Genomic DNA, 25,609 nt, shown 5'->3' with positions numbered 1-25,609 from the left:
TCGGCCAGATTGCGGAGCTCTGTAAGGATGCAGACGATAGCAACTGCAGCCAGCGCAACTGGGAGCCAATTGAATGGTGACGCTGCTTCGCTGCCAAGCACTCTGCGTGTCGCGACAACGTGGGCTGGAAGCCGGCCGCGGGTCGAGAGTGTCCGGCGATGGAGCAGTTGTTGGGCTGCGGCAGCTCAATCAGCAATATTCCCATTGGCCGCCTCTTCAATCTGGGCACTGCGCATGCGTTTCTGTCCGATCTACCCGAACCGACAGATCGGCTGATCCGCGTTCTGCCGTCATCGGTTGCGTTGCCGCCTTCTTTGAAGCTGTGCGCCTCTCCGAATTGAGCGCTTCTTTGAGTTCGAGTCGACGGTGCTCAAGCAAAAGTCTGCCGGGCGGCCTCGCCAGGACAATTTCCGGCGTTTCCAGAAGCTTAACGAGTTCGGCGGAAGTGATGCCGGCGATTCGCGGTACGAGCTGTGCTCTCCCGCTGGCGCGGAGCGAAGAAATCGCCCGGTCAATGGCCCCCAGAAGATCCTTAGCGAGACTTGTTTCATACTCCATGGCACTGGATTGCCCGATCGTCGTCCCGCTAGAGTCTCCTTTCCCCAGTATTTGCAGCAGCAAGTGCCTGAGCGAGCCGGTGGCGTACATGCTGAGGACGTCGACGGCTTCGAGGGTGACGCGCAGACTCCGGAGGTCGACGGGATTCCATGGGCAGGGGCGCTTGGTGAGATCGAGTTCCAGTGCAAACTTCCAGACACGGCGGAACAAGCGGATTGGCCCATCGGGTATCCGCACGCGGTTGTCGCGCTTGCACCAGCTGAGAAAACACTTTTCGCTGTTGATCACGTCATAGCCGGGGTCCCCGCGCGCGCTAAAGTAGTCACGAAGGGTATTGAGTTCCACATATCGAATGACTGCTGCCCGCTCGTTCGGTTGCGGGAGTGAGCACTGGACGAACGCGTCCAGTAATCCACTGGCCGTAGCGGGAGGGCTCTCCTTGACCTGCTCCTTTTGCTCGTGAACCCAGCGCGCACATGCCAGCGTGAAGTCTTTGCCCAGGACAATTCGCCTTCCGGACTTCGAGAGCATGTAGTACGTGACTGCTCCCTTCCTGCCCGGACGCGCTCGCATACCCGGAGGCCGGCATTGATCACGCGCCATGGCCATTTCTCCGCGGCGTATAGGCTAATGTAATCTCCGATCGCATGTGACCCTTATTTTGTGAGGCGATTTCGAGAGCGTCAATTACGGCAAATTTCAGTCCAAGCAGCGTTTCGAGGCGTCGCTGAACATAGGCATGCCGCAGTCCATGAATGCCAAGGCTGTAACCAAGGGCACGCTTGCTGGCCTGTGTGAACGATTCGGACAGATTTTGGCCCCCTCCAACATCGAACACGTAATGGCGGTTGATTCCCCTGTCGATAACCTCGCGCGGCTCGTCAAGTCGTACGTTCCGTATTGCGTAGGCGAGCGCTGATGGAACCCATACCAGACGTACAAGTCCGCCCTTTCCGGTCGTGCTGAAAAGTTCTCCTTCAGCGAAGCCCGCAAACAGATCATCTCGCCATGGGCGGTCGGCAGTACGTGCCAGTTCGTGTACTTCACGCAGCTCGTACATTTCGACCGCGCGCACTCCAGAATGAAACACGAAGTGTGTCGACAGGCTGTGCCGTGGACACTGCCGAGCCGCGATTGAAACGACTTCGGAGTGTGTATACGCCCGGCCGTCGACAAACGTCGGAATTTCCGCGTCAAAGACGGGAAGCGTGACGCAGAATACGAGCGCCAGTGCCTGTCTGTGCTGGTCCAGTGTCTTTTGGCGCCAGCGCTTTCCTTCGAATGAAAGATAGTTTTCGATTTCGAGGCGGCAGGCTACCGCGTCGACGCTGACACCGGCGGCCAGGCGCCACTCGAGAAAGTCCTTCACGCATTGCTGGTAGTTCCGCGCCGTGCCAAGGGACGTGATCAGGTCTCGGGTATGCGGACCCAGGTCGCGCTTCTTGTGCCCAAGCATGAGTACTGTGGAAATCAGGCGGCGTGCCTGTTCTTCTGCAGAGAGCGCTTTGGATCGGCGGCTCATTTCTTCCCCCTGGCCCATGCAAAGTCGAGTCCGATCCGCCGGAGGAAGCGGAAAACCGTCGTCCGGTGGGCATCGATGAGGAAACGCTTGCGGAGCTCTTCCACCAGGAAATCCAGGGTGTAGCTCTGCGTTCCGGCTCCGGTGATGCGCGACATAGCGCAGCGCCTGAGCCAGGCAACAACGGCCGGCTGGTTGAGCCGGGAATAGCGCTTACGTCGACGAACCATGACGTCTGCCTCCATACATCTGCTCGCCTGGAAGGGTGGGCGCAACCCGCGCGCAGCGAAATGCTGCGGTCTCTGAGGTAAGGCATGTCGATGACGTTGCGGGGTTGATGACATGCGCGACATGACAAGGGGCGCGCAAGGCAGGTGGGGAACCGGTTGCTGGGGACTGTCGCGCTGCCCTATCCGGTGCGTCGTGAGGCGCGACGGGGCTGCCGCTGTCGGATCGAACGAAGATATGGAAGTGCCTGTGACGCCGCGCGAGGAAAGGACGTGCGAAGTGGCCGCGTCGAAGACGCGTTTTCGCTTTTCTCGTCGTGTCCTCAGGACACAGGCGATTAAAAGCATGATCGCCTGAAACCTGTCGTCCGAACGGAAGGTGCTCCTTGTCCGTCGGACGGCAGGCCAGTTCATGTACCGGCGGGGACTGGCCGAATTTAAAATCAATGCCGCGAAGGCTGTCCATATATTAGCAGTACCAATTAAAAAAACTGTTGCAAAACGACAACAGATGATGTGTATGCGCGTAACCGTTCCCGCGTTGTACGCGATGCACCCTGCGGCGGGAGCGGTGAAGCCCGTGGACTCGCGGGACCGTGGTTTCCCGATCATTGAGCGTCCTGCAAGTCTGTCGAGGAGAAGCTGAACCCACCGACGGCGTTATCGAGCAGCTGTGCGGTGAGTTCTTCCGCTGCTGGAACCTGTTGGGGTCCCACCCGCGACGGTGCGAGATTCGTGATCAGTCCGGCCCCGATGGCGTCGACCTGTCCATCCCGCGCCAGCTTGTGAAGAGTGCAGCCGAATTCTGCAAACCACGCGATTGCTGCCGACCGCTTTTTTGCCGAAGGTTCGGAAGCCAGGAGCTCGCTCAGCAGGGGGTGGATCGATGAGTTGATCGTGTACTGGCCGCGGAATTTCATTTTGCGCGCCTCGCGCATGCATCGATCGCCGCCTGGCAAAACCCAATTGCGTTAGCGAAGCGCGGGTTTTGGACAGTTTCTACATTGCAATCGAGCGTCTTGCGAAGATCGGGCAGGTAGTAGTGGGCTGCGCCGCCAGTTGCAATCACGGTCAGATCTTCAGTCGTCTTGATGCAATTCGCAATGGCTTTGCAAATTGGGGTGGTGACGCGTTGGGTGCGCTGGACGTACGACATAAGGTCGATTTCCGCGCCGTTGTGGACAAGCGGGCGGTTCTCGATGATTGCCCGGTCGAGGCGATCCAGATTGCCAAACCTTCCCTGATGTTGCTGCTTGAGCTGGTCTGCAATCTCGCGCAGGACGACCGCAGCGCCACCTGGGAATCCCCCGCAGCGCTGCCTGTCCGGCTTCAGGCTGGCAGAGGCGGTGAGGACGTCCGATGTGCCCCATCCGATGTCAACGACGCAGATTGAAGTGCGGTTGTCGAGGCGTGCGGGGTTGTTCCTTGCAAATGCGTAGAAGGAGCCTAGGGGTTGCGGTATCGCGGTCAGCTGTTCGACCAAGAATTCTCCATGACCGAATTCATGCGCGCCGCGGAATTTTCGAGCAAGGTATTCTGCATGCTGGCCGAACGTATGGAGTGGCAAGCCAAGGGTGAGCTGTTTGAATCGCTTGAATCCGCTCGCGAGGAGCGCCGCGAAAACGAGGGCCGCATATTCTTCGGTTCGTGGAAACTCGTCGAGTTCAGTCCGCATTACGCTCGATGAAACAGGCTCCGTTTCGCAGGTGTCGACGACGAACGTTGCGCCGCCGACCTTGATCTCGAGTTCAGATTTGCGGCTGCCAATCGCTTGAATGCTCGAGTTCAGCAGTGCGTCAGCAGCTGGCGCCACGACCGAGGGGAAACTGAATGTCTTGACGTGACTGCCGTCGGCGCAGGCCGCTTTGACCGCCTTGTATCCCACGTCGATGCCCATGGCGACGCCTTCGGGCGAAATAGTGAGAGTCGGTTCGTGAAATATCATTAGTAGTCCTTGTTGTGCGTTGTTAAGAAGTGCTACGTCGGAGAAGGCACAGTAGTCCCGTCATGGGCTCGCGCGATGCCTCCGAGCAGAATGCTATGGGGTAACAGGCGGTTAGTCTGGGTATCTTCGCAATCCTCCGGTCGTGGATGTGGGGGAACCGTGATACAGCTAATGCTTCTGAAAGATTTACGGCAGTGCCGGCGCGCCCGCTCACGGGCACGACTAGTCGGATTCAGCTGTTGCGGAAGGCTACGCGAGGACGACCGGGCGCGCGACGCCATGACCGGCGGGAGGCGGTCAGACAGAATGGAATTTAATTGGGGGACGCGTTGCTAGGCAATGACAGCCTGAAGCAGCACGGATGATTGCGGGGAGGGGGGTGGCCGGAGCGTGCATTGCCGGACCTGACGCACGCGAATTCAAGCTAAAAAGCCCAAGCCAATCGCGTTGCCAGTGCACGCCGTGCGGTCTGACCTGATCCACGGCGGAGCCGCGGGTCATGCGTGATGCCCTATATGGCTGTCACGTACGGGGCACGAAAACATCGTGCCCGTTGCCTTGCTGGAGTAATGCCGCAGTGGCGGCGGGGGAAAACTTTGACACCAACTGACGAGCAGCATGCGTGTCATTACTACGTAACTGCGTACTATTCTGAATGCTCCCGAGAGCGCTGTCAAGAATATCGATGATCGGTGTCACGCTGTCCTTCTCAGTTCGCCGACAGAGAAAGGGATGGCAGAAATCGTTGCAAAGTCCCACATAAGTCGGACTTGAAGGGCGACACGACAAAATCGGCAGCGTGACGTGCCACGTATGTACGACTTCGCAAGGATGCATCGATCCGGCGCTACGGTGAGCGGTCTGCCGTTGCGAATTTCAAGGTGAGCGTAGCGGCGGGACAAGTTGGGCACGTTCCTCCCGTCTAGCGTGGAAGCGCCCGGCGGATGTGGCGCGGACAAGAGTCGATCAGCAACCGGAAGCCAATCTGAATCGAGGTTCTGTTGCGTTTAAGGATCCAGAATGCACCTGCCAGGGCTGCCGTCTTCGCCATACCTGGCGGGACTTCCCCGGATATTCCTGGCTTTTTAAGGGACCCTGACACAGCCGTCGTTTTGGGAGGAAAAGACGACGCGCTTGATCGACATCTCAGCGATGGGACGGGTTTGAGGGAAGGCTGTCGTTTTCCCGGTCTTCGCGGCCGGATTCGATGCAATTCCGGGCGGCACGAGCCAGGACACGCCTCCCTTTGGATTCGGGATGGTGCGTCCGACGTTATCCGGCGCGTTCCGGGCGCCCGTTGACCGGCGAGTCGCAGTGTTTTCCGTCGCCGGCCCGAGCGGAGTTGGGGTAAATGGCGATAATTCAATTACCGCGTTTGCGAGCCACGTACGGGCTGTTAGTCCGTTGCCCGCGCTGCAGCCCGCTAGAGAAGCCGCCTGACAAGCGCAATCTTCGGATGGTGTTATTCCCGGTGCCCTGGCGCTACCGGGCGAAAAGTCGGCGTGCGCGATGCGACTCTGACACAAATGGGAAATCGCGTTGATTCTCAGGTAGAAATTGGTCGATGTACTGACGGTTTGTTGAGGCGTTGACGAACAGTGACTTAGTACTTGCACGCACACATAGATATGCTAGTATTGCTGCAGCCGCCGCTGCGGCAATACATCGAAGTCGCGCGATCCTCGATCGCCACAATCCGGCAACCCTCAGCGCACCGCGCATGAGATTCGGTTCTGGTTTACTGCAATAGCACCCAATGGTTCGACTGCAGAGTCGGTCTATTGTGGACATCAATTTACGGTGTCGTACGTGACACTATTTGCATAGTTGCGTGTGCAAGCCTCCATTTGTTTCGCCACCCTGTTCAACGTCAGTTGCGATTCAAAATATTCATCCTGAAGTTGCCATGGGCGACGCCAGCTGTCTGAACGCAGTCGTCCGCAGATCCTGGAACACCACGCCGTCAGATTCTTATGGCCATGCGATTCGTTCCTGGCCGTCAACATTTCGCGATTCCAATGCGATGGATTTCCCATCGAAATCGCTTGCCAACGAAGTGCTCCTCGACAGCGGCAGCCGGTAACCGCCTTAAAATCTCGATCTTTTCCTGCCTGAGTGGTCGAGACCTCGCACATTCCGCACGTCAAAGGTTCGGCTTCTTGCGTCATTGACGCCTTGGTCGACGCAGTCCGCGCGACCAGCTTCTAGCAAACCTGCAGCGAAGCACCTTCCAGCAATCCTCAACGCGAAGCGTTTGCGCACTGCGCTGTGTTCGTACGCCTGCGCGTTTTCAACTCCTTAATCAGGGACCCGGCTTTGTCCCTCGACGCGCCGCTTTTCGCGCGTGAACCCGGATGCGTCAATCGCATGGGGATTGGCCACTAGCGCGTCGCGACGCGGTTCCTGGAGGATCGTTCGCAGTCGCACCTGCTGGAGTTACGGCGCCTCCAGCTCTCCCGCCTCGTGCACGAGGCGGCCGTTGTCAAAGGAGTGTTTCAATGCAACACGAGTCGGAAAATAAGCGCCCGGTAGACGGCGTCGTACAGGATGAGCCGTCCGATGGACCACCCCGCCAGGACCAGCCGATGTCGTTTGAGGAGAAGCTGCGCGCTCGCCTCGACGCAGTCACGCCTAGTGATGTAAAGGAATGCGAAGCGTTGTACGACATCCTGGAGCGTGTGCGTCAATGTCTTGGGATCAGTAAATGGAGTGGGCTCCAAGGGTATTTTGGCAAGATTCCGCGGTGCGTGAAGGCCGTGGGGGGCAAGGCCAAGAAGTAATGTGATTTGCGCAGGAGCTTGCTAGGCTAGTGAGCTCCTTTCCTGATCTCGCCGGACTGGGTGAGAGGCTCAACAAGTTCAATGGTGGGTTGGGTCGTCTTGTTACGCAGTGCCTTGTCCCGGCAGTTCCAATGCTGTTGCAGTCGCGCTATCCACGGAGTAGAGAGTCATGGAAAGAAATCGTCGCACCGATACGAAAGCTAAAAAAGATGTGGCGGGCGTGCCGAACCAGGAACAGATGGCAACGGCAATCTCCGAAGCATTGCAGAGCCCGTTCCGCATTTGGGGATCTGGGAATACTGACCAGCCGTTAGTGTTTTCGGATGGTGATGAGTATGACTGGACAGTTTTTGCCAATCACCACCCGAGGAAGAGTGTGGCGGCCATCACCCGCGCGCTGCGCAGGAAGCTTCTTGCGTCGCATAAGGGCGACGAGGCCGCCTACTTTGACGGCCAGTTCTTGACGACCTTTGATCTGACCGCCAAATCTGGGAAGTGGCCAGATTCGTCCGTCGAGCCTGATCCTGGCTATGACGAAACCGCCAGCGTGCGCCACCGCCTGGTTCTTTTCCACAACGACAGGCCGATTGGGTTCTGTACTGTGGGGATGGCGCTGCGGTCTGGCAACGGGACGACTGGAGTCGAGCTCGGACTCAACGTTTTTGCAGTGTTTGTGGAGCCGAAGCACCGGGGACGTTGGCTGAGCGTTTTGCTCGCCGAGGGAGTGTGCGCGCTGGCCGTGGATCTGGTCGAGCAGTTCGCGACGCGCCTGGAGAGGTACTGGACTGGCGGCAGTTGTCCGATTCAAATTGTGTTCGAGGGCGACGCGATCTCTGAGGGGGGCGTCAGGTTTGGCGATTGGGTAGAGTGGCAACTGAAGGGCCAATTCGATCTCGCCGGCCTTGATGACAGCAGTGTCGTACATCTGTCGGAAATCGTACGGCCGGTTCATCATAGTTGGGGTTGACGGCCACGGCGAAAGCTCGGGGGCGTGAAAAGAGTGAGCCACAGTTGAATACGGTCGTTCCTCGTTACACCAGCAACGACCGTATTCAGTGTCTGGAACCCCAAGATATTAAGAACAGAGGTAGTCGGCTGTAGCGAAAACGTCGGGCGCGACCACCGGCATTTGACGGTCGGTCGAGGTACTGGTCCGACAACGACAGCTCACAGTCGGGCCCCCGTCGCGACACGACACACCTGGTGTCGCGCGACAGAGGCAGAATTAAGGTGGTCTACGGATCGTCAGGAGAAGATTGATTGCGCCCCGAGTATCACGTCGGCGGCCCGGAAATCCGCCGTACGTTCGCGCATGCGCCGTACCGCAGCGATAGTGATCGCCTCGCGGACGAGCGCATCGGCGTCGGCGATAGTGCGGCCGCACAGAAGCCTGATCATCTGGATAACGGCTTCCGGTTCCACCTTCCAGGCGTCATCTAGTTTGTTGGCGAGAATCGCTTGCACGTACGTGGACATCGCCATGTTTGTCGGGATGTCGAAAACAATCTTCTCATCGAAGCGGCCGCTACGTACCGCGGCCGCGTCAATCCGGTGATGGTAGTTGGACGCCGCAATGAAGAGCACGTCCGGCGTGCGTCCTGAGGCACCATCGAGCGTGTCGAGGATTTTCTCGGTCAGCATGCCATGTCCGCTGTGTCGTCGATCCTGCAGAATGCCATCTGCCTCATCGATAAACACAACACATGGACGGATGTCACAAGCTTCCCGGTACAGCCGGTCCCACGAACGTGGGTCCGCGATGATGTCTGCTCCAGTAATCTTAAGGAAAGCGAAATTACTTGCCTTGGCTGTAGCCATTGCGCCCTGTGTTTTACCCGTGCCGGGAGGCCCTACAAACAGGACGCCGCGCGGAAGTGTAGAGCCGAGCTTCTCAAGATTCTCAGTTTCCTTCATACGGTAAGCGAGATTGCGCAGCGCGCCGCGGGATGCATCAGGCATGATGATTTCAGTGATGTCCTTGACGCCTTCGGGTAGTCGCCCCTTGCGTCCCTGCAGCAGGCGCATCGCCTGCATGCCGACCTCTAACGTCAAAGTGCCGGTGAATTTTCCGTCGCGATGCATCTCGCGCAGTTGTCCTCCCAGTGCAGTCAATCGCGCGGCGCTGAATCCTTCCCATCGGCGGGCGAGCGCGGTGATCGGCTCTGGCTGTGCAAAACCGTCACCCAACTCATCTGTGATCGAACGCCAGAGGAGCGCGACTCGAGCAGCGAGGTCAGGCGGAGGAATTTCGATCTTGTAGTCGAACCTGCCTTCGCGTTTGCCGGCATCATCAAGCCCTTCGGGAAAATTGGTGGCGCTCACAAGGACCACATTAGATTTTGTACTACGAAGTCCAACGATCTCGGTCAACATTACGTTGGTCAAGTCGCGATCCATCGAGTGAGCATTTCCGTCGCGCGGCTTGATGAAGGAGTCTATCTCGTCGATGAACAGGAGGCAGGTTCCGATCCTTCGTGCCTCTGAGAAGACTGCCTTGACCTTCGCAGGGGTTTCATTGATCCACTTCGACGCGACATCGCCGTAGCTGATCGAGAGAAAGGGCACGTCCAGTTCACCCGCGAGCGCTTCCGCGAAGAGGGTCTTACCATTCCCCGGTTCACCGAACAGCAGGATGCCGTTCCGGTGCGCTTTTGACGCGCCTTCAATAATTTCCCGAGCCGAGCGCAACAGGCGCGATTTCGTGTCGTCCATGCCGACGATAGCTGAAAAGTCATGTCGCGGCTTTCGAACGTTCTCGCTGAAATCCCAGCCGGGCGTGGTTACCTGGGCAGCCGGTACTGCGCGCGGCTCGTGACTGGGGGCCGGCTGATGTGCCGGCGTCGGAGCAACCGGTAGCTCCTGAACAGCCGGCAACTCGTTTGCTGAAGCTGCCAGCATGGTGCGTGCCGCGGGTGCCCGATTTTCAGGACATACATCTGGTACAGGCTGCCGGGACGTGATCTTCATTTCAAGCGGGATGAACACGTGCGTGCCTTCCACAATAATCCCGACAGGCGCACGGCGCTGGTGCAGACGCCAAAGCTTGAAAGAAGCGGCCGCGATGGCGGCAATGGCAGCGGGACTCCATGTCGTGAATGTGAGCGCTGCGAGCGTCATGCCGAAAACAAGTACGACGAATGCTGTCCATGTCCAGCCACGCACGTCGCGGTTTGGAACCCAGATCAGTGACGCAGCAACAAGCGTCACAACCGAAACAGCAAGAGCATGCACGGTTTCATGGTGAAGTAGAGCGTGCCGTTCGTGATGCAGATAAGCCAGGCAGGCGATAATTACAGCAACGCGTAGTATGGTAAGCAATGCGAAATGTAAGGTTTTCATCATGATCTCATGAGAGCGGGTTTGGGATGATGCGAAGATTGTCGTCCGGGTGATCTGGATCCAGTATGCGACCCGTTCCTCGCGACGCAAATCGACAGCGAGAAGCGGGGCTACCAGTGGGGTGCCTTACCTGGCCGCTTCGTGACGCCAGAAGCGGACCGGCACACGCACGCGCCTGCGCTGGGTGCGACGTCTTTTGAACCGGCAAACCGGGACGCGTTTTCTCCTGGTTTCGCGCCGTCGGACGTAACGCAGCGTCGACAGGCGTCGAGGCAGGTCTACGGTAAGACGGGCGAGCCAGAGCCGAATAACCTCGACAGGAACTTCGTCGGGTACATAAAGCGTCATCCGTCTGCTCGAAACGCGAGTCACGGATTTCCCATTGGGCTTGTAGGTAAACCGGCGAATCTTCATAAGCTGACTCCAAAGGCCGTGGCCGTTGAGTTGGGATGCGGTGAACTCACTTCCTGCCGTTACGGCGTAGCCATCTGACGAAGGTAATGAGAGGGGCAAGGACGTCAATAATGAACCCATGCGCCTCATCGATGGCAATCTTCAGAAGCCTTCTCTTGCACTTCATTTATTCGTACTCCAAATTTAGATGGCGAGCTTGTACGCGTGATGTCGCATGCTTTACCGTGGTGGATGCAAAGACATGCGGGCGGAGCGCGTGGGCCGCGTTGTCACGACGCTCGCTGACGTTCGTGACACTTTCAGCTTCTCATGAGATTTTGAGAGCGCAAGTCGCACCGGGTGATGATCCGGGTACAGCACGTGGCCGGAGATGTGGAGCGCCGGCGGCTAACAGAGCATCACCGCGGCGCAACCGGAAGCTTCATGCATGACGTTCGTGAGGCTCGTCAGCTTCCCGAATGGATGGCGAGAACAAACGAACTCGTGCGTCGGGACTGAAGGCGAGGAACTGAGCACGGCGACAAAAACCATTGTGGGCAGGCGCGTTAGGCTTGCTCATCCGTGTAGATGTCGAATGGTGGGGAGCAAAGAACGTGTCGTCTGACACGGGGACTCAGAGAATGCTCAGCGTCGCGAGGCTGCATTCCCTGAGACATGCGCGGAGGTGGGGCGGCGGCAAGGTTGCCGTCCATGGGATATGGCTACCTTCAGGAGAAAGCGCGCAAGTCGAACGTGTGTGCGCCGTACATGACCCCGCAGGTTTGATTAACAGGGCGAGACGCATCATCGACGTCGGTCGCCCATGAAGGACATCGGCTTATTTACGGAGGCAGAAATCTGCGCTCGAAAGGCCGCATGGTCACGGGAAAACGTCCGCGGATCCGCTATTCGTCTTCATCCGATCCCTGGCCATTATTGCTGTTTCGCCCAGATTCAGCGGGTGCGTCAGCGGGTTTCCTGCGGACCTTGCGCAGCGGGCCAGCAAGTACGGTGACGTGTTCCGGAAATGGAACATTGGCGGGTCGCAGGGCTTCTTCACGTGTGGCGAGGGCGAAACGACGCAGGCGTGCCTGGAGTTCACTGGACGTCTCGTCGGGAAGCGGGGCATGGCGCTTTCGTCGTTTCATTACAGGCTCCTCTGAAAAAGTATCGCCCGAACCCGGCTTCGATTTACCTCGTCGAGATACAGCATCATTTGCGACGCGGTGCCGTCCGGTCGATTCTCCATATTAGCCGCATGCAGTTTTCAGGCAAGCCCGGCTGCAAACTTCATCCTTCAACATCGGTAAGCCGCAGGTGCGCGGCGGCGGGGAGTACCTTTCGCGCGTTGATCTCGTAGCCGGAATCAGTCGGCAATCCGGCGCCGTTAGCGGTCGAACGACAAGTCCGATCCGGCCACTATCGCGGCGGGATTGTCACCGGTGGCGCAGTCGAGTGAGACAATGCGGGTGCCAATGAGGCGAATGCGCCGATCCAGCGGGAGCCGTTTCAGAGTTTCAGACACACGCCAACAGCCCGGCGTATGACCGCTCCATCTGCACTGGCTCGGGAAACGACAGGTCGCGCGTGACGACCTTGAAGTCGGCGAACTCTAGCGCGAGGCGACGGACCTCACGTGTTCAATCGCGATCGCGCCAAACAAGCTGCTCGCAAAGATCGGCTCAGAGCTGGACAATCGGACGGCCTCACGATCCTCTCAATGCCGATCTCGAATCGCGCATCTGGCCGCTGGCGGCGAAGAAGGTCAACGGGATTGGACGACGCGCGAACGTACCTCTTGCGAGCATGGGAATTACGACGGTCGCAGAGCTCACCGCAACTGACCCGGCGGTCTTGCCGGAGCATCTCGGACGCACCTCTGCCGCGTGGCCGCCGAGAATCTCTCGAGGCCTCAACGAGCGCGCTGTCGTGGTGTCCTCGAAGCCAAGTCGATGAGTCGCGAAACGACGTTCGAAAGGGACAGGTATGTAAGCCGGGACCGCGCGATCCTGACTCCTGCACTGACGCGCCTTTGCCAACGCGTTGCCGGAGACGTTCGGCGAAAAGGCTACGGCGGCCGGACCGTCGGTCTGAAGCACGGCCGCCTCCGAGGTCTGTGATTCGCCCTCGACATCGGTGTAAGCGATGTACATGTCGTCGACGCCGCGTCGATCTGGTCCGTGAACGTACGAACATCGTCCTTGAAGAGCCGCGAGTCGCGACGATAGGAATCGAACCGGTCGGCAGGCGAGTGGGATCGAGATGCGAGCTGTGCGGCCTTCATCATGCCCATCGCTGAGAAAACACCCAAGGCGCGCGCCTCATAAGTCGAGGGCGTGACCATACCCCGACCCACATAATCGCGTAGCCGCGCAGATCGGCGTGTACCGTCCGCCAGCATTTGCGGAGTCCCATTGCGCGCACGACCAACCACCACCGGCTTGCCTCGCAGTTCCGGTTGGCGCAGCAGTTTTACAGACGCATAGAAGGCGCACATGTCGAGGTGTGCGCGATCCCGGGTGGTCGGTGGCTTGTCACGATGCGGTTAGTGCCACACCGGATGGGCAACGCATGAGAGATCGCTCAGCGAAATCACGCCGGCGCGAATGTTCGTCGCCATCTCTACTAGCAGAAGTTGCGGCTCACAGTGGGAAGTTCACCGAGCAGTGTGCTGACGTCAACTAGCCGGTTGGCCACGAGATGTCTCACTTCGCCCTCGCGCTGCCACACGCCGTACACGGCGAGCAGCGATGAGCCCAGCGCCTCGCGGCGAAACTTCTCAAGCACGGACTGCCAGACGATGATGTTCACAATGCCAGCCTCGTCTTCGAGCGTCATGAACATTACGCCGTTTGCGGTGCCGGGGCGCTGGCGGACCGTGACGATGCCGCAGGCGCGCGCGAGCTGCCCGTTACGATAGCGCATGAGCACATCCGAAGGCACAAGCCGCATCTTCGCAAGCCTGGGGCGAAGCAGGGCGAGCGGGTGACGGCCGAGCGTGAGACCGGTCGAGCGATAATCGCTCACAATCTCCTGTCCCTCGGTCAGCGGCGCCAGTTCCGGGGTCTCGTCGTCCTCGGTCGCGCCGCGAAGCAGGTCACGGTCCGGCACCGCGGCGACCGCCTGCCAGAGCGCGGCCCGGCGCTCGCCGGCGAGCGAGTGCAGGGCGTTGGCGGCCGCCAGCACTTCGAGATCGCGCCGGTCAAGCTGCGCACGGCGGGCGAGATCCGACACATCGCGGAATGGCCGGACCGCACGCGCCATCTCGATACGCGCTGCCGCTTCCTCCTTCATGCCGCGCACCTGTGACAGCCCAAGGCGCAGCGGGTCGCGTGTCGTCGCCCGTTCGATTGTGCAATCCCAGTTGCTCACGGTTACATCAACGGGCAGGACGCGCACGCCATGGCGCTTCGCGTCCTGTACCAATTGCGAGGGCGAATAGAAGCCCATCGGCTGTGAATTCAGCAACGCGCACGTAAACACTGTCGGCTCGTGGCACTTCAGCCACGCGCTCGCGTAGACCATCAGCGCAAAGCTGGCGGCATGGCTCTCGGGGAAGCCATATTCGCCGAAGCCCTGGATCTGGGCGAAGATCTGCTCGGCAAATTCGCGCTCGTAACCGCGCTCGAGCATGCCGTTGACGATGCGGTCGTAGTAGACCCCAAGCCCTCCTTTGCGACGCCACGCGGCCATTGCTCGCCGCAACTGGTCGGCTTCACCGGCGGAAAAGCCCGCCGCAAGCATTGCGACCTGCATGACCTGTTCCTGGAAGATTGGCACGCCCAGTGTGCGCGCCAGCGCCTGCTCCATCTGCGGACTCGGAAACGTCACCGGCTCGATGCCCTGACGGCGTCGCAGGTACGGATGGACCATACCGCCCTGGACCGGGCCCGGGCGCACGATTGCGACTTCAATTACGAGATCGTAGAAGCAGCGCGGCTGCAGGCGCGGCAGCATGCTCATCTGCGCGCGCGACTCGATCTGGAACACGCCGACAGTGTCCGCGCGGCAGATCATTTCATAGGTCGCGGAATCCTCCGCCGGGATGTCCTGCAGTTCGAAGATCTCGCCACGTTTTTCCGACATGAGCTCGAGTGCGCGGCGCACAGCGGAAAGCATGCCGAGCGCCAGCACGTCGATCTTCAGCAGTCCGAGCGCCTCGATATCGTCCTTGTCCCACTGGATGATCGAACGGTCGGCCATCGCGGCATTCTCGATCGGCACGAGTCGGGAAAGTTTGCCGCGACTGATGACGAACCCGCCGCTGTGCTGCGACAGGTGCCGCGGAAAGCCAAGGAGCAGGACCGCAAAGTTGGCCCACTGCGCGATGAGCGGCGCCTCAGTATCGAGGCCAGCCTCCGCGAACCGGGCGAGCAGATCACGGCTCGAGTCGAACCAGTGATGGGCCTTGGCAACGCGATCAACGATGGCGGGATCCACGCCGAGCGCCTTGCCAGACTCACGCAGCGCGCTGCGGGGGCGATAGGTCGTGACAGCAGCGGTCAACGCAGCGCGGTCGCGTCCGTATTTGCGGTAGATGTACTGAACCACTTCTTCGCGTCGCTGGTGCTCAAAGTCCACGTCGATATCGGGTGGCTCACCACGCTCCTTGCTGATGAAGCGCTCGAACAGCATCGACGAACGCGCCGGGTCGACTTCGGTGACACCGAGGCAATAGCAGACGGCAGAGTTGGCGGCCGAGCCGCGACCCTGGCAAAGAATCCCTTCGTTGCGTGCGAAACGCACGATGTCATAGACGGTGAGGAAGTACGGTTCGTAGCTCAGGTCCGCGATCAGTGCGAGTTCATGCTCGATCTGTTCCTGGACCCTGTGCGGGATGCCAGTGGGCCAGCGCCGGTGTGCGCCGGTATATGTTTCCTGGCGCAGGTAGGCTTCAGGCGTGAGGCCCGAGGGAACAAGCTCATCGGGGTATTCGTAGCGAAGCTCGTCGAGCGAGAACGTACATCGGCGCGCGATCTCGACCGTCTCTGCCAGGGCTCGCGCGGGGTACACGTTGGCCAGACGTAGACGCGAGCGCAGGTGCTGCTCCGCGTTCGGCGCGAGATGATAGCCGCATTCCGCCACTGGCTTCCCGAGACGGATGGCCGTCAGCACATCCTGCAGGGGCTTGCGCGAGCGTACATGCATGACCGGCGCGCCAGTTGCCACAACGGGCACACTGTGACGTGCAGCGACCTGTTCGATCACGCCGCGATGAATGTCGTCCATCGCCCGCGCGTGCAGGGTAAGCGCGACCCGGGCGCGTTCGCCAAACGTCGCTGCAAACCATTCGAGCTGCGGATCAAGACGTGACCCGGTGGCCGGATAGTCAGGGCTCAGGATGACCAGACAATCCGGCAGTCCCCTGAGGTGTGCGTGTTCAGGTTCCGGACGATCCAGGTCGCGGGTGGCGAGGCGATACCTGCCCTTCTCTGCGCGCATGCGCGCCAGCGTGATCAGCTCGCTGAGATTGCCATAGCCCTCCCGCGTCATGGCGAGCGCAGTGAACCGCAGAGCCGGCGCTCCGTCCGCATTGGTCAACACGAATTCCGCGCCGACGATAAAGGGGATGCCTGCCTTCTTCGCCTCTAGGTGCGCGCGCACGACGCCCGCCAGCGAGCACTCGTCGGCCACGGCGATGGCGCTGTAACCCAGCTGCGCCGCACGCGCGGCCAGGTCGTCCGCATGCGATGCGCCCCGCAGGAATGAGAAGTTGGAAGCGCACTGGAGCTCGGCGTATGCCGGCAGTGCGCCAAAGTCAGGTGCAGGCATCGGTCACGCGCGCGGCCCCGTCGGCGCCCGATCCACTGGATCCCGACGCCCCGAGTCCGTCTTTCCGCCCTCAATCGAATACTGTATATTTATACAGGTATTCTAGCTCAATGTGGGCCAGTTGCAAGATCTCCGGCGTTTTCCCCGGATTGAACCGGAGCGTGGCGCGCTAACATCACGGAAAGTCCGGCTGTGCCCGGAACAGTAACTGGAGAATGTGAAGTGGGACAGGCAAGACAACGCGGCACGCAGGCGCAACGCATCGCGCAGGCGCGGGCGAAGGTTGAGGCATGGCGTCCGGAAAAGCTGGTGTGCGGCGCATGCAAGACGGCATTCAGTGACTTCGACGCACTCGATGCGCGAAACATGGCGGGCATTCAGGCCGCATTCGGCGGTATCTGCCCATCGTGCGGGGAGACGGTACTCGCCTTCAGCGGCGGGAAGGACGCCGTCGCGAACGCCATGCTCGCGTGGCAGGACGCAATGGAAAATGAAGGCAAGCTCGGCAAGCAGTCGCCGACTGGCGAGCACGTGCCCTTCGATGAAGACGACAGGTCATGAGCGCACATGAAAACGCTGAGGTGCTGCTCGCGTGGTTTCGGCAGCGTTCGAGCGCGACCGTGAGCGACATCGTTGCGTCCGGCCTGATGAAATCGCGCAGGGCTTCTGATGCCGTGCAGTACGCGCTGCGCAATGGCGCGCTTGAACGCATCGTTCGTACCGGCGCAAGCGCGAAGGAGCGCGTTCACTATCGCGCAACCGGCATCACATTGCCCGCACCACGAACACAGACAGGTCAACCGTCTTTCGATGGTTTGCTGAGCGCGTGGGGCATCGTGCTTGAGCCGCCCCAGCTTCTGTCAACGGCTTCGCGCAGGCACCAGATTTCAGATTGCGAATAAAAGGAAAAAGGTTTCGACGACATGGAAGAGCTCTGGTCTGCGCATACGGCGATACAGGAGAGAGTGCCCGCCTTTGTCGCGCGTTATCGCGAGGCGGGCGTCCTGACATGGCGATTGCTCCACCGCATCGAACGGGAGGTCATCGCCGAAGTCGCCTCGACCGGCCGGCATCCGCAGTGGGTCCTGGATGCACTGCGCGCGCGCCTGCCGCTCTGGACTATCCGACGGACGGGCGTACCGTTTCATTTGAGGGCCACGATTTCGTCCCGCCGGTTTTTGCAGCAATCGACGACGCCTGGCGCAGACCCGGCCAGCAGACGGGGCGGTCCGACCATTGAACTGGCTGCCGTCGTCACCGCACGGCGGCGGGCCACCTCATCCGAAAAGACCGTGGAGAAACCAGCGTGGCTCGCGTTCGTCACGGCTGCCGACGCGCTCGCGAAATATCCAGTAGTGCAGATGGTTTTCGGACTCGGCGACGAAGTAGTCGCGCGTCACGATGTGGCCGTCCTGCCAGCCACATTCGATCCGCTCTCCTGGTGACACCATTCGCAGCGGTGTACCGTAAAACGGGCGGTGGCCGCGCATGATGAGCTGGATGGGTACGTCAAGCAGCCATGCCGGGCGCGGAAGATCACCTGGCAGGTCCGTGCTGGCGGGTCTGGCGTCACTGCTGACCGGCACCCATCGCGCAGCCACTTCGGGACGGAAGTCGGCCACTGGGGCTGGTTTCATCACATTTTCCGAACCAAGCCTCGCCACAAGCAGTTCCATGAGCCGTGCGTGATCCTGTGGCGTCCCGCCAGGCTCCGGAAACAGCGATTCGCTCGGTGCCTCTGCTTCCCGGACATCTTTCGCCTCGAGCCTCAGTGCAATGACCGGGGCCACCAGTTCGATGCGCGCGAGCCGCTCCCTGAGCAACCGCATAAGGTGTTCCTCGTGCCACGTCGGCTCGCCGAGAGCAACTTCGACTTCCGTTGGCGCAATGGCTGCGCGGCCACGTTCGTGCTCAAGGCAGACAACGAAGCGCGCAACGGCCAGCTGGCGGGCCGCCAGCCACCCCGTCATCTGCAGCGTGAGCCGGCGCGCGGCGAACAGCGTCGCTTCAACATGCTCGATCCGGTCCGGCAACTCGACGCGCGCATCGAATGCCGGGGGCATCGTGAGCCATTCGTGGACTTCAGGCGCCTCGCCCTTCGCGCGATCAAGCGCATCGAGCAGCGCAGTGCCACACCGCTTTTTCAGCCCGGCGCGTGGCAGCCGCGCCACGTCGTCGATCGTCGAACATCCCAGGCCGTCGAACCAGTCGCTGAAACGGCGTGCCGCAGGAAGTATGGTCAAGGGAATGCGCGCCAGTGCCCGCGTGAGCGAACGCTGAGTGAGCGCAATGCCCCCACCGGCGCGCGCGATGAGCCAGGATCCCTCCGCGGTCGGTGCAAGCGACTGCGTGCACGTGACGCCAAAGTCCGCGACCGCGCGATGGATCCGCCAGCGAAGCGCGCGCAGGCCGCCGAAAAGCCGCAAGCTGGCGCTGACATCGGCGAGTACAACGTTCTCGGCGGCGATCACGACATTCGGCGTGAACTGGAGCAGGGCGAATGCGACGCCACGCACTGTTTGCTCTTCACTTGCCAGCTCGCGCTCCCTGAGATCGGCATTCGGTGCGAGCGTGAGCACGCCGCCCCGGCGCATGCCATCGACGACGCCCTGCGCCCGCGCTGCCGCGTCTGCATCGAGCACACGGCCCTTCTCCAGCACGACGAACCCCTGGTCAGACACCGGCGTGTACCAGGTTGGGCAGAAACTCTCGATGGGCAGGCGTGGCAGATGAACGCCGATCCAGTGGTGCATGACGATTCAGGAGAACGGGCGTAGGGGAGAGCGCAACGAATACCGGCTCATCGCGGTGGGGCCCGCGGCGCTTGATGAATGAGACGTTCAGGCCGCCAGCTGCCGCTTCGACCGATATACGTAGTGGTGCGGGCGACGTCGAAGCCGCCGCAGCCGTGGGGCGAAACAGGAACAGCAGGGTGTCCGTGCGCTGGGCGGCAAGGTGCAGGCGGCGCAGCGCCTCCGGACGGATCTGCTGCTGCCAGAACAGCAGGGCGCCGGCGGTTCCGGCACGAAGTATCTGCTCCGCTGCCCACAGGCTGTCCGCAGTCGTGGGCGCCTTCAGCACGCGCAGATTTTCAGGTTCTATTCCCCACCAGGTGAACGCACCAGGCTGCAGTCGATGCGGCGGCTGCAGCATAAAGACTGGCCGGGATGCGACGGTCTCGAGCGCCGGCTTGAGCAGGCGCAGCTCACCGCAGCCCGGCTGCGGAAGGATCACCTCGGTCAGCGCACCGGTCGGCCAGCCCCGTCCGGGTAGCTCCGCATCGAGCCTGGCGTGCCCGCTCGCGACTACCCGGCCATGCGCCGAGCCAAGCTGTGACGCCCGCCAGAGATCCGGGTGGATCGCCTCGACGTTTAGGACTGGCTGCGTCATGATTGAATCCCCGAATACTGTATAAATATACAGGTATCGTAGCTGGTCTATCCTGGAAAGTCACGCCACAGATGCTCGTTCAGCTATGAGAGACAGGGCGCCAGATCCGCCGTCACCGTGTCGGCGCGCGCCTGCGCGCCATTTTCACACCGACGCGATACCAGACCTTCGAATCCGGGTATAAACGTGCGTGGTGGATGACGTACGCCGTCTGGGCGACACCATGTCGACACGGGGAGACTATCCATTCTCCGGAGGAATGAAACGGTTCGCGGAACAGGGCGTGGAAGACAGAGGCGTCGCGGGTTCCTCCCTGCGAGGCAGTGGCTCTTCCAGGCAGGCGGCGTCATCTCGCGCAACAAGGACGCTTCGTCTGCTGCTATCTGGGCAGCCACGTTGACAGGAATCAGGCGTTCGGGCGCGGCATTGAATGGGCCAAACGCTGGATCGACAACAACTAACGGCATGGTGCGCATCCGCGGCGCGCGTTGCCAGACAGGAAAATCATGCGTACCGCAATCATCCTGGAATCCGACAGGCAGGCGCTCGAGCGGCTTCTGAACATCGCCCAGGGCACTTGTGGCCAGAGCCGCCGCATTGCAGACTTTCTGCTTGCCTGGTGGAATCCTTCCACATGCGGTGGCTACGACCTGACGGCGGCGTGGGGCCTTGACGAAGAAATCGTCGAGGACATCATCACGGTGTTCCGCCTGGCGTCGCGCGTTAATCAATATCCGGATACGCTGGGCTATGGCACGCAGTTCGAGGCCATTGTGCGGGAGTGGCGGCCCGAGCTGGTTAGCGCGTGAGGCGTCGGAAGACCATGGATGTGTGAACGTCCGGGGACGACTGGCGTGGCTGGCGGACGGACTGCGCGCCATGATGCCCCGTCCAGCAATCGCGCGATGGAGCATATGTATGCCGCGGCCCGTTGATGGTGAAGCTCGCGTCGAACTGCTGTGCTGCGTCGCAGACACGTCGATCGCCTTGGGGAGAGAAGCATGAAGAAGTTGTGCATTGGACCTGGCACGCCTGACGATTTCTTTGCGCAAGGCAGGCGCATTGCCCGCGCGGCGGATCGGGGGGAGCCCATTGCAGAGACATTCAGCGTCGCGTTCGAGGACCCGGAAGATCTTCTGCAGCTTTTGACACGCGCGCGCATCGGGGTTTTCCGAACCGTGAAAGCTGAGCCGGCCTCGGTGACGGTCATCGCGAGGCGCCTGCATCGTGACCGAAGCGCTGTCAAGCGCGATGTGGATGTTTTGCGCGACGCCGGGCTTGTCGTCGTGGAAAACATGCCCCACGTGGGTCGTGGTGCGCGCGAAATCGTTCGCGCCACCGCAGCGCGCGTCGAACTGCATGCCCGCATCGTATGACATGACCTGCACGAACACCGCAATCTTCAGGAGATCTACGCGCCGGTCAGAAGATCGCTTCTCAATCGGTCGCAGGAAAGAGACGCTTCCTGAAAACCAGTTATGGAACGCTGGCGGGGCTCCCGCATGCGGTGGAGCAGGATGTGCCACGTTTGGGCACCGCCGGGTTGAGACTTCTCCCGCAGCATCTGCCGTTCGTGAACCGGGGCGCGACAGATTTCACTGAGCCGGAGCGGGCCTTTTTGAGGTTCGCTGTCTACCGGCAGGGACGGGGTCCGGACTCGAGGTAGCAGCGCGCGCATGCATGTTTCGCCTCGAACCTGAATCCATTACCGGGGCCGCGAAGTGAATGGAAGGCGGATTCCTTCGGTAGACGATTGAGATGCGCTTCGTGCCACCCTGGATTGATGCTGCTGTCATACACGCCACGACAATGAACGCACCGCGGCGGGGAAGCCGTGTCGTTTTCGCTCCCGCACCCGGCGATCTGACGCGGTGCGGGTCACAACCGGCGATCGGCAGCTGCAGGATGGGGCTTCTTCGCCCGGCAGCACGGGCACTCGCGTGCTGGAGCCGATATATCCAGCCAGACCTTGTCAGTGTCGGCGATGCGAATCGCGGTGACAGAGGCGACGGGCAGGTCGGCACGACTCGCCTCGCGGGCGTACCAGTCCCAGAAGCCGGGGTGGCCAGCCGCATTCGTGAGCGCATATTCGTCGACGAAGTGGTCGCAGATCGGCGCGTTCCTGAAGATCTTGTGGTCGATACTGCCGTCCTCGTTCCTGTAGTAAGTGAGAACACGGTATCGACGGCGTGCCCTACCCTGTCCGAATTCCCGTTGCTCCCATCGTCTGAAGGCGACAGGGTCGAGCACACGGCTCGCAGCCGTACGTAGGCGCATTTTCCCGATCGGACCTGCGTCGGCCTCGAACTGTTCGCGCGTCAGAACCGTCACGACGCTGGCTGAGTGGCTCTTGCCCGCGCGGTCGATAGCCACGATCGCGACCATGAAATCCATCTTCTTCGCGTCAAGGACGAGGTGGTACGAACGGTTCGAGGCGCGAAACGGCAGCGTTACAGCATGGCGCGTCGCGACCAGTTCGAGCACACGGCTTGGGGCGAAGGATGTTCGCTCGACTGCCCGCTGACGTGCGTGCGGACTCATGTCGATGCTGTAGCCGCAGGCCGAAAGCTCTGCGGAAATCTTGATGTGATTGGCGGCTTCCATCGTTCAGGGTTTGTTCGTGCTGGGTGCCTCCATCTTTACCCACGTTTCTGCGGATGCAAGTCTTGCGTCATACGCGAAGCCTTGTCGGGCTCTTGTGGGTTTGCCTGCTGTATCTCACGCTATTTGCAGAAGGTGCGTGCAACAGTTCCGCGATGCTTGTTCGCCACGAAGTGGTAAGCGATGACCGTCCAGATCCATCAGTGCTGGCATTACGTCCCTGTCCCGCGAACGCAAGCTGGTTCGCGCGTGTGGCGCAACGCATAGCCTTTCATCAAGTAACGGAAATTTCGTTCGTTGTTGGCTTCACGTCACTTTTCGTGGAGCGCACGGAGCTCTGGAGCGAGGAACAAGACGATCCCTGGCTTCCGCTCTTGTTTGGCTCTTTTACGCCGCCCCCAGCGCCCCCGATTTTAATTGTGGCCAGTTTCGTGCCAGCGAACGGGTCATTGCGCCAGTCAACGCCTGCGCGTTGGCCCGGGTCACGAGTTGACCCGCCATCAATTGCGAAGTGCTCAAGAGACTGTCCGGCGCTGGTCGCCTGAACCACCCATTGTGGCGGGGCGCCTTTGCCGTCCCACGTATTGCCGGAAGCGTCCCGGAAACGCACTTCCCGCAAACGGGCCTGGTCGGCTGCAATTGACGTGGCGATGTCGTCCGGTTCGATTCCAAACTCGACCATCCGTCGCCGCAGGTAGGCCACGATGCTCTCGCGCTTTCTCTCATCCATCAGCTTTACTCCGATTTTCTCCGATCAATCGCCTGGCATTCGGCAGGCAAATTGCAGATTACGTGCCGCCAGGTTGCCACGCGACACTGCCGCACATGCTGCGGCGGCGAAGAGGGCAGGTATTTTTGAGCGGCGTATTGCCGGGATCGGCGAACGGAATCTCTCGCGACTGGTTGGTTTGTGTGTTTAACAAGTATAAGTCAACCCGAAGGCGACGCCTGGTTTGCTTGCACACCCTACGTCATCTTTTGTCGCACTCGGGATTCATCGCACGGGATTCATCGCACTGAACCTTGGTCATGCGAACGGCGATGTACGGGTACGGGTCTGGACACCAGGGAACGGAATACCTTGCCGCCAGGCAGCAACCGCGCGGTGTCGATTCTTAATTTGCAGTGGCGTTGAAATTGTCGGGCGCGGCACATTCGATTTGCAAGAGCGTACCGGTAAAGTTCATAATCACCACCGCGACGATGGTGTCAACCTTGACGGGCAGACCGAACTTCGATGTGCCAGGGAAATTCCAGGATCGCATGGACGGCATACCCCACAGGAGAAATAGAAATGATTACCTTGGACGCAATCAAGTTGAAAATAGCAAAACTCGAGAAGCAGGCGGTGGCGATCGCCGAAAAGCAGTCGTCGGTGGGCCTCGCAAAAATCCGTGACCTGATGCACAAGCACGGACTGACTGTCGCTGACATTGAAGGCTTTGTCGCTAAGCGGCGCGGTCGCAAGCCCGCGGCTACGGGTGCCAGGGCAGCAGCAAAAGCTCCGCGTTCGAGCGTCCGTCACGTTGCTCCTAAATACGCGGATCCGAAAACGGGCGCGACGTGGACCGGCCGCGGGCGTGCGCCTGCCTGGATCCGCGACGTGAAGGATCGTTCGAAGTTCCTCATTGAAGCTGGCGCAAAGACGAACGACGCGGGCGCAAAGGCCGCTTCTGCAAAGAAGGTAGACGCGAAGCACGTCGTGGTAAAGAAGGCGGCGAAAACGGCAGTCGCCACGAAGAAGGCTGCGCGGGCAGCGGCGGCCCCGGCAAAGCGTGGACGCGCACGCAAGGCTGCAGCACCCGCGAAAAAGGCTTCGGCACCGCGCAAGGTTGCAGCTAAAAAGGCACCGGCCGCAGTTGAGGCTGCTGCCACGCCTGAAGTCGCAGCAGCGTAACCGTAACGGGCGCCAGTCGTAGCTGGCGGAGTGACATGCTGGCCGCGCCGCACTCGCGGCCCGCTACGACTGCTCAGTCAGCTGCCTTCGCGCGTCGCATTGATGAGAGCGGCGCCATTTGTACTTGAGGAAGTGCGGATACAGCGCCGCGCGCCGTCAACCCATGGGTTACCGTTTCGAACTTGTATCTCTCGCGTTGCCCGTTGATTGTCCACCCGAGTCGATTCCTCCGGCGGTGGGTCGGCTGATCGCGGCCGCATGGAATGGCATGAGCCGCGCGCAGCTCGTGGACCGTGCCCGTCGGCTCGACATGCGTGCATCGCTGCGCGTGCAGCCCGGTATCGGACCGGATGGGCTGACGCGGTTCCTGCTCACGCTCAGTTTTGCGAACGGAGGCTTCGAGCTGATCGCCCATGTACGCCGTGTTATTCGCCGCCGCACGGGCGCGCGACGCAAGAAGCCGTCATTGCCTCCAGCACGCGATATCAGGCAGCAGAGCCTTTTCTGAGTGTTGCCGAGGCTGGGTAACAACGCCTGTCGACACACAGGCATCACCGCTGAAAAGAAGCCCGCTAGAGAATCCTGAGATTGCGAATCTTTCCGATTGCCGGTGAGCGTTCGACGATCAGGTTCGCGATGAATTCAGGCAACAGGGCGCGCGGCACGTTCGCGGGGATATCGGTCACGAGCTGCGAAGGCACCTGAACGATGAATTCCTCCGGTGCAGTGGCGAGACTATGTTCGTACGCAACGCGGATTTCCATGCTGTTATCTTTCGGAGATGTGGTTGCCGGGAGTGCATGCAATGTGCGCAGGGCTATGCAGGGTTGTGGACTCAGTGTAGCGCGCGATACACCTGTCGTTGTTTGTTGCGAGCGCTTGCGCGCTTTTGCCGACCATCGCAGGCTGCACCGCCCGCGACTCCATTTCCTTGTGACGCACGCCCGGCGGTTTGGTCCCCGCCTATTGGAGCCGGTTACCATCAGATGCCGGAATATCCGTATGACGTTTGTGCGAGCCTCTCTCACGTCCGCACGTCCTTATTCACCGGCGGCCTTTCATGCACACGAGCAGACTGATGTGCGCTTGCGCGACGGGGCGCGTTGACGACGTTATCGTGCAACCTGGAGATGACTGTCGTTGGTGCGGGTGTCGCGCGCGACCCTACCCACCAGCTTTCCGAGGTAA

The 25,609-nt window shown here is 60.6% G+C and carries 22 protein-coding genes and 1 pseudogene; 9 read left to right on the top strand and 14 right to left on the bottom strand.

Annotated elements, in window-relative coordinates:
- Positions 1 to 216: 216 nt before the first annotated feature.
- The 5 genes from BMI01S_RS31225 to BMI01S_RS31205 all read right to left on the bottom strand — a co-directional run bounded on the left by BMI01S_RS31225 (position 217) and on the right by BMI01S_RS31205 (position 4,201).
- Entirely contained in the window at positions 217 to 1,089 is an 873-nt protein-coding gene (locus BMI01S_RS31225; RefSeq protein ID WP_036046984.1) for a hypothetical protein, read from the bottom strand.
- 61 nt (positions 1,090 to 1,150) lie between these two features.
- A complete protein-coding gene (locus BMI01S_RS31220) occupies positions 1,151 to 2,080 on the bottom strand; it encodes a hypothetical protein (RefSeq protein WP_154671468.1) in 930 nt (309 codons plus the stop codon).
- The gene (locus BMI01S_RS31215) at positions 2,077 to 2,322 is read right to left on the bottom strand and encodes a hypothetical protein (RefSeq protein WP_028232800.1); all 246 of its coding nucleotides are present in this window, start codon (positions 2,320 to 2,322) and stop codon (positions 2,077 to 2,079) included. Before BMI01S_RS31215 ends, BMI01S_RS31220 begins: the two co-directional genes overlap by 4 nt.
- Positions 2,323 to 2,912: 590 nt before the next feature.
- Positions 2,913 to 3,224: a hypothetical protein gene (locus BMI01S_RS31210; RefSeq protein WP_154671469.1), complete on the bottom strand. Its 312-nt coding sequence runs from the start codon at positions 3,222 to 3,224 to the stop codon at positions 2,913 to 2,915.
- Positions 3,221 to 4,201, bottom strand: coding sequence for a ParM/StbA family protein (locus BMI01S_RS31205; protein WP_154671470.1), 981 nt, complete (start codon positions 4,199 to 4,201; stop codon positions 3,221 to 3,223). Before BMI01S_RS31205 ends, BMI01S_RS31210 begins: the two co-directional genes overlap by 4 nt.
- Positions 4,202 to 6,747: 2,546 nt before the next feature.
- Between BMI01S_RS31205 and BMI01S_RS31200 the strand changes: the two genes are divergently transcribed.
- Positions 6,748 to 7,029 (top strand): hypothetical protein, encoded by a 282-nt coding sequence (locus tag BMI01S_RS31200; protein WP_028232803.1) that lies wholly within the window; start codon positions 6,748 to 6,750, stop codon positions 7,027 to 7,029.
- Between the two features lie 169 nt (positions 7,030 to 7,198).
- Positions 7,199 to 7,996: a hypothetical protein gene (locus tag BMI01S_RS31195; RefSeq protein WP_036046985.1), complete on the top strand. Its 798-nt coding sequence runs from the start codon at positions 7,199 to 7,201 to the stop codon at positions 7,994 to 7,996.
- A gap of 278 nt (positions 7,997 to 8,274) precedes the next feature.
- Here BMI01S_RS31195 and BMI01S_RS31190 read toward each other — a convergent pair whose 3' ends face one another.
- Positions 8,275 to 10,371 carry an AAA family ATPase gene (locus tag BMI01S_RS31190; protein WP_244145445.1) on the bottom strand — a complete coding sequence of 699 codons (2,097 nt, stop codon included), beginning with the start codon at positions 10,369 to 10,371 and terminating at the stop codon, positions 8,275 to 8,277.
- A 1,295-nt stretch (positions 10,372 to 11,666) separates the two neighbouring features.
- Entirely contained in the window at positions 11,667 to 11,909 is a 243-nt protein-coding gene (locus BMI01S_RS41245) for a hypothetical protein (RefSeq protein ID WP_154671459.1), read from the bottom strand.
- Between the two features lie 804 nt (positions 11,910 to 12,713).
- On the opposite strand from BMI01S_RS41245, the gene BMI01S_RS43885 reads away from it, so the two are divergent.
- A complete protein-coding gene (locus BMI01S_RS43885) occupies positions 12,714 to 12,881 on the top strand; it encodes a DinB/UmuC family translesion DNA polymerase (RefSeq protein ID WP_306303744.1) in 168 nt (55 codons plus the stop codon).
- On the opposite strand, the pseudogene BMI01S_RS42130 reads toward BMI01S_RS43885, so the two are convergent.
- Both BMI01S_RS42130 and BMI01S_RS31180 read right to left on the bottom strand, forming a co-directional pair.
- A pseudogene (locus BMI01S_RS42130) lies at positions 12,816 to 13,258 on the bottom strand (Y-family DNA polymerase); the annotation flags it as partial. The gene BMI01S_RS43885 and the pseudogene BMI01S_RS42130 sit on opposite strands and share 66 nt — an antisense overlap.
- A gap of 128 nt (positions 13,259 to 13,386) precedes the next feature.
- The gene (locus tag BMI01S_RS31180) at positions 13,387 to 16,533 is read right to left on the bottom strand and encodes an error-prone DNA polymerase (RefSeq protein ID WP_028232725.1); all 3,147 of its coding nucleotides are present in this window, start codon (positions 16,531 to 16,533) and stop codon (positions 13,387 to 13,389) included.
- 222 nt (positions 16,534 to 16,755) lie between these two features.
- On the opposite strand from BMI01S_RS31180, the gene BMI01S_RS31175 reads away from it, so the two are divergent.
- Together BMI01S_RS31175 and BMI01S_RS31170 are read left to right on the top strand one after the other, a co-directional pair.
- Positions 16,756 to 17,094, top strand: a complete 339-nt coding sequence (locus BMI01S_RS31175) for a hypothetical protein (RefSeq protein ID WP_028232724.1) — start codon at positions 16,756 to 16,758, stop codon at positions 17,092 to 17,094.
- Entirely contained in the window at positions 17,091 to 17,435 is a 345-nt protein-coding gene (locus BMI01S_RS31170; RefSeq protein WP_028232723.1) for a hypothetical protein, read from the top strand. Before BMI01S_RS31175 ends, BMI01S_RS31170 begins: the two co-directional genes overlap by 4 nt.
- Positions 17,436 to 17,810: 375 nt before the next feature.
- On the opposite strand, the gene BMI01S_RS31160 is transcribed toward BMI01S_RS31170, so the two are convergent.
- The gene (locus BMI01S_RS31160; RefSeq protein WP_028232721.1) at positions 17,811 to 19,286 is read right to left on the bottom strand and encodes a Y-family DNA polymerase; all 1,476 of its coding nucleotides are present in this window, start codon (positions 19,284 to 19,286) and stop codon (positions 17,811 to 17,813) included.
- Positions 19,207 to 19,923, bottom strand: a complete 717-nt coding sequence (imuA, locus tag BMI01S_RS31155; RefSeq protein WP_028232720.1) for a translesion DNA synthesis-associated protein ImuA — start codon at positions 19,921 to 19,923, stop codon at positions 19,207 to 19,209. The genes BMI01S_RS31160 and imuA overlap by 80 nt, the downstream gene beginning before the upstream one ends.
- A gap of 506 nt (positions 19,924 to 20,429) precedes the next feature.
- On the opposite strand from imuA, the gene BMI01S_RS31150 reads away from it, so the two are divergent.
- Entirely contained in the window at positions 20,430 to 20,732 is a 303-nt protein-coding gene (locus tag BMI01S_RS31150) for a DUF7673 family protein (protein WP_028232719.1), read from the top strand.
- 192 nt (positions 20,733 to 20,924) lie between these two features.
- Entirely contained in the window at positions 20,925 to 21,299 is a 375-nt protein-coding gene (locus BMI01S_RS31145; protein WP_028232718.1) for an HVO_A0114 family putative DNA-binding protein, read from the top strand.
- A 502-nt stretch (positions 21,300 to 21,801) separates the two neighbouring features.
- Here BMI01S_RS31145 and BMI01S_RS31140 read toward each other — a convergent pair.
- Together BMI01S_RS31140 and BMI01S_RS31135 are read right to left on the bottom strand one after the other, a co-directional pair.
- Complete coding sequence (locus BMI01S_RS31140; RefSeq protein WP_169745494.1) at positions 21,802 to 22,407, bottom strand: hypothetical protein; 606 nt, start codon at positions 22,405 to 22,407, stop codon at positions 21,802 to 21,804.
- Between the two features lie 391 nt (positions 22,408 to 22,798).
- Positions 22,799 to 23,254 (bottom strand): H-NS family nucleoid-associated regulatory protein, encoded by a 456-nt coding sequence (locus BMI01S_RS31135; RefSeq protein ID WP_063619629.1) that lies wholly within the window; start codon positions 23,252 to 23,254, stop codon positions 22,799 to 22,801.
- Positions 23,255 to 23,761: 507 nt separating this feature from the next.
- Between BMI01S_RS31135 and BMI01S_RS31130 the strand changes: the two genes are divergently transcribed.
- Complete coding sequence (locus BMI01S_RS31130; RefSeq protein WP_244145446.1) at positions 23,762 to 24,421, top strand: H-NS histone family protein; 660 nt, start codon at positions 23,762 to 23,764, stop codon at positions 24,419 to 24,421.
- Positions 24,422 to 24,689: 268 nt separating this feature from the next.
- Positions 24,690 to 24,929 carry a hypothetical protein gene (locus BMI01S_RS31125; RefSeq protein WP_255217837.1) on the top strand — a complete coding sequence of 80 codons (240 nt, stop codon included), beginning with the start codon at positions 24,690 to 24,692 and terminating at the stop codon, positions 24,927 to 24,929.
- 64 nt (positions 24,930 to 24,993) lie between these two features.
- Here the strand turns inward: BMI01S_RS31125 and BMI01S_RS31120 are convergent, their stop codons facing one another.
- A complete protein-coding gene (locus BMI01S_RS31120) occupies positions 24,994 to 25,185 on the bottom strand; it encodes a hypothetical protein (protein ID WP_028215456.1) in 192 nt (63 codons plus the stop codon).
- Between the last annotated feature and the right edge of the window lie 424 nt (positions 25,186 to 25,609).

Source organism: Paraburkholderia mimosarum LMG 23256 = NBRC 106338 (assembly GCF_000739815.1).
Lineage (GTDB): Bacteria > Pseudomonadota > Gammaproteobacteria > Burkholderiales > Burkholderiaceae > Paraburkholderia > Paraburkholderia mimosarum.
Note: the sequence above shows the minus strand (reverse complement) of the source record. Positions and strands in the feature narration are given on the sequence as shown.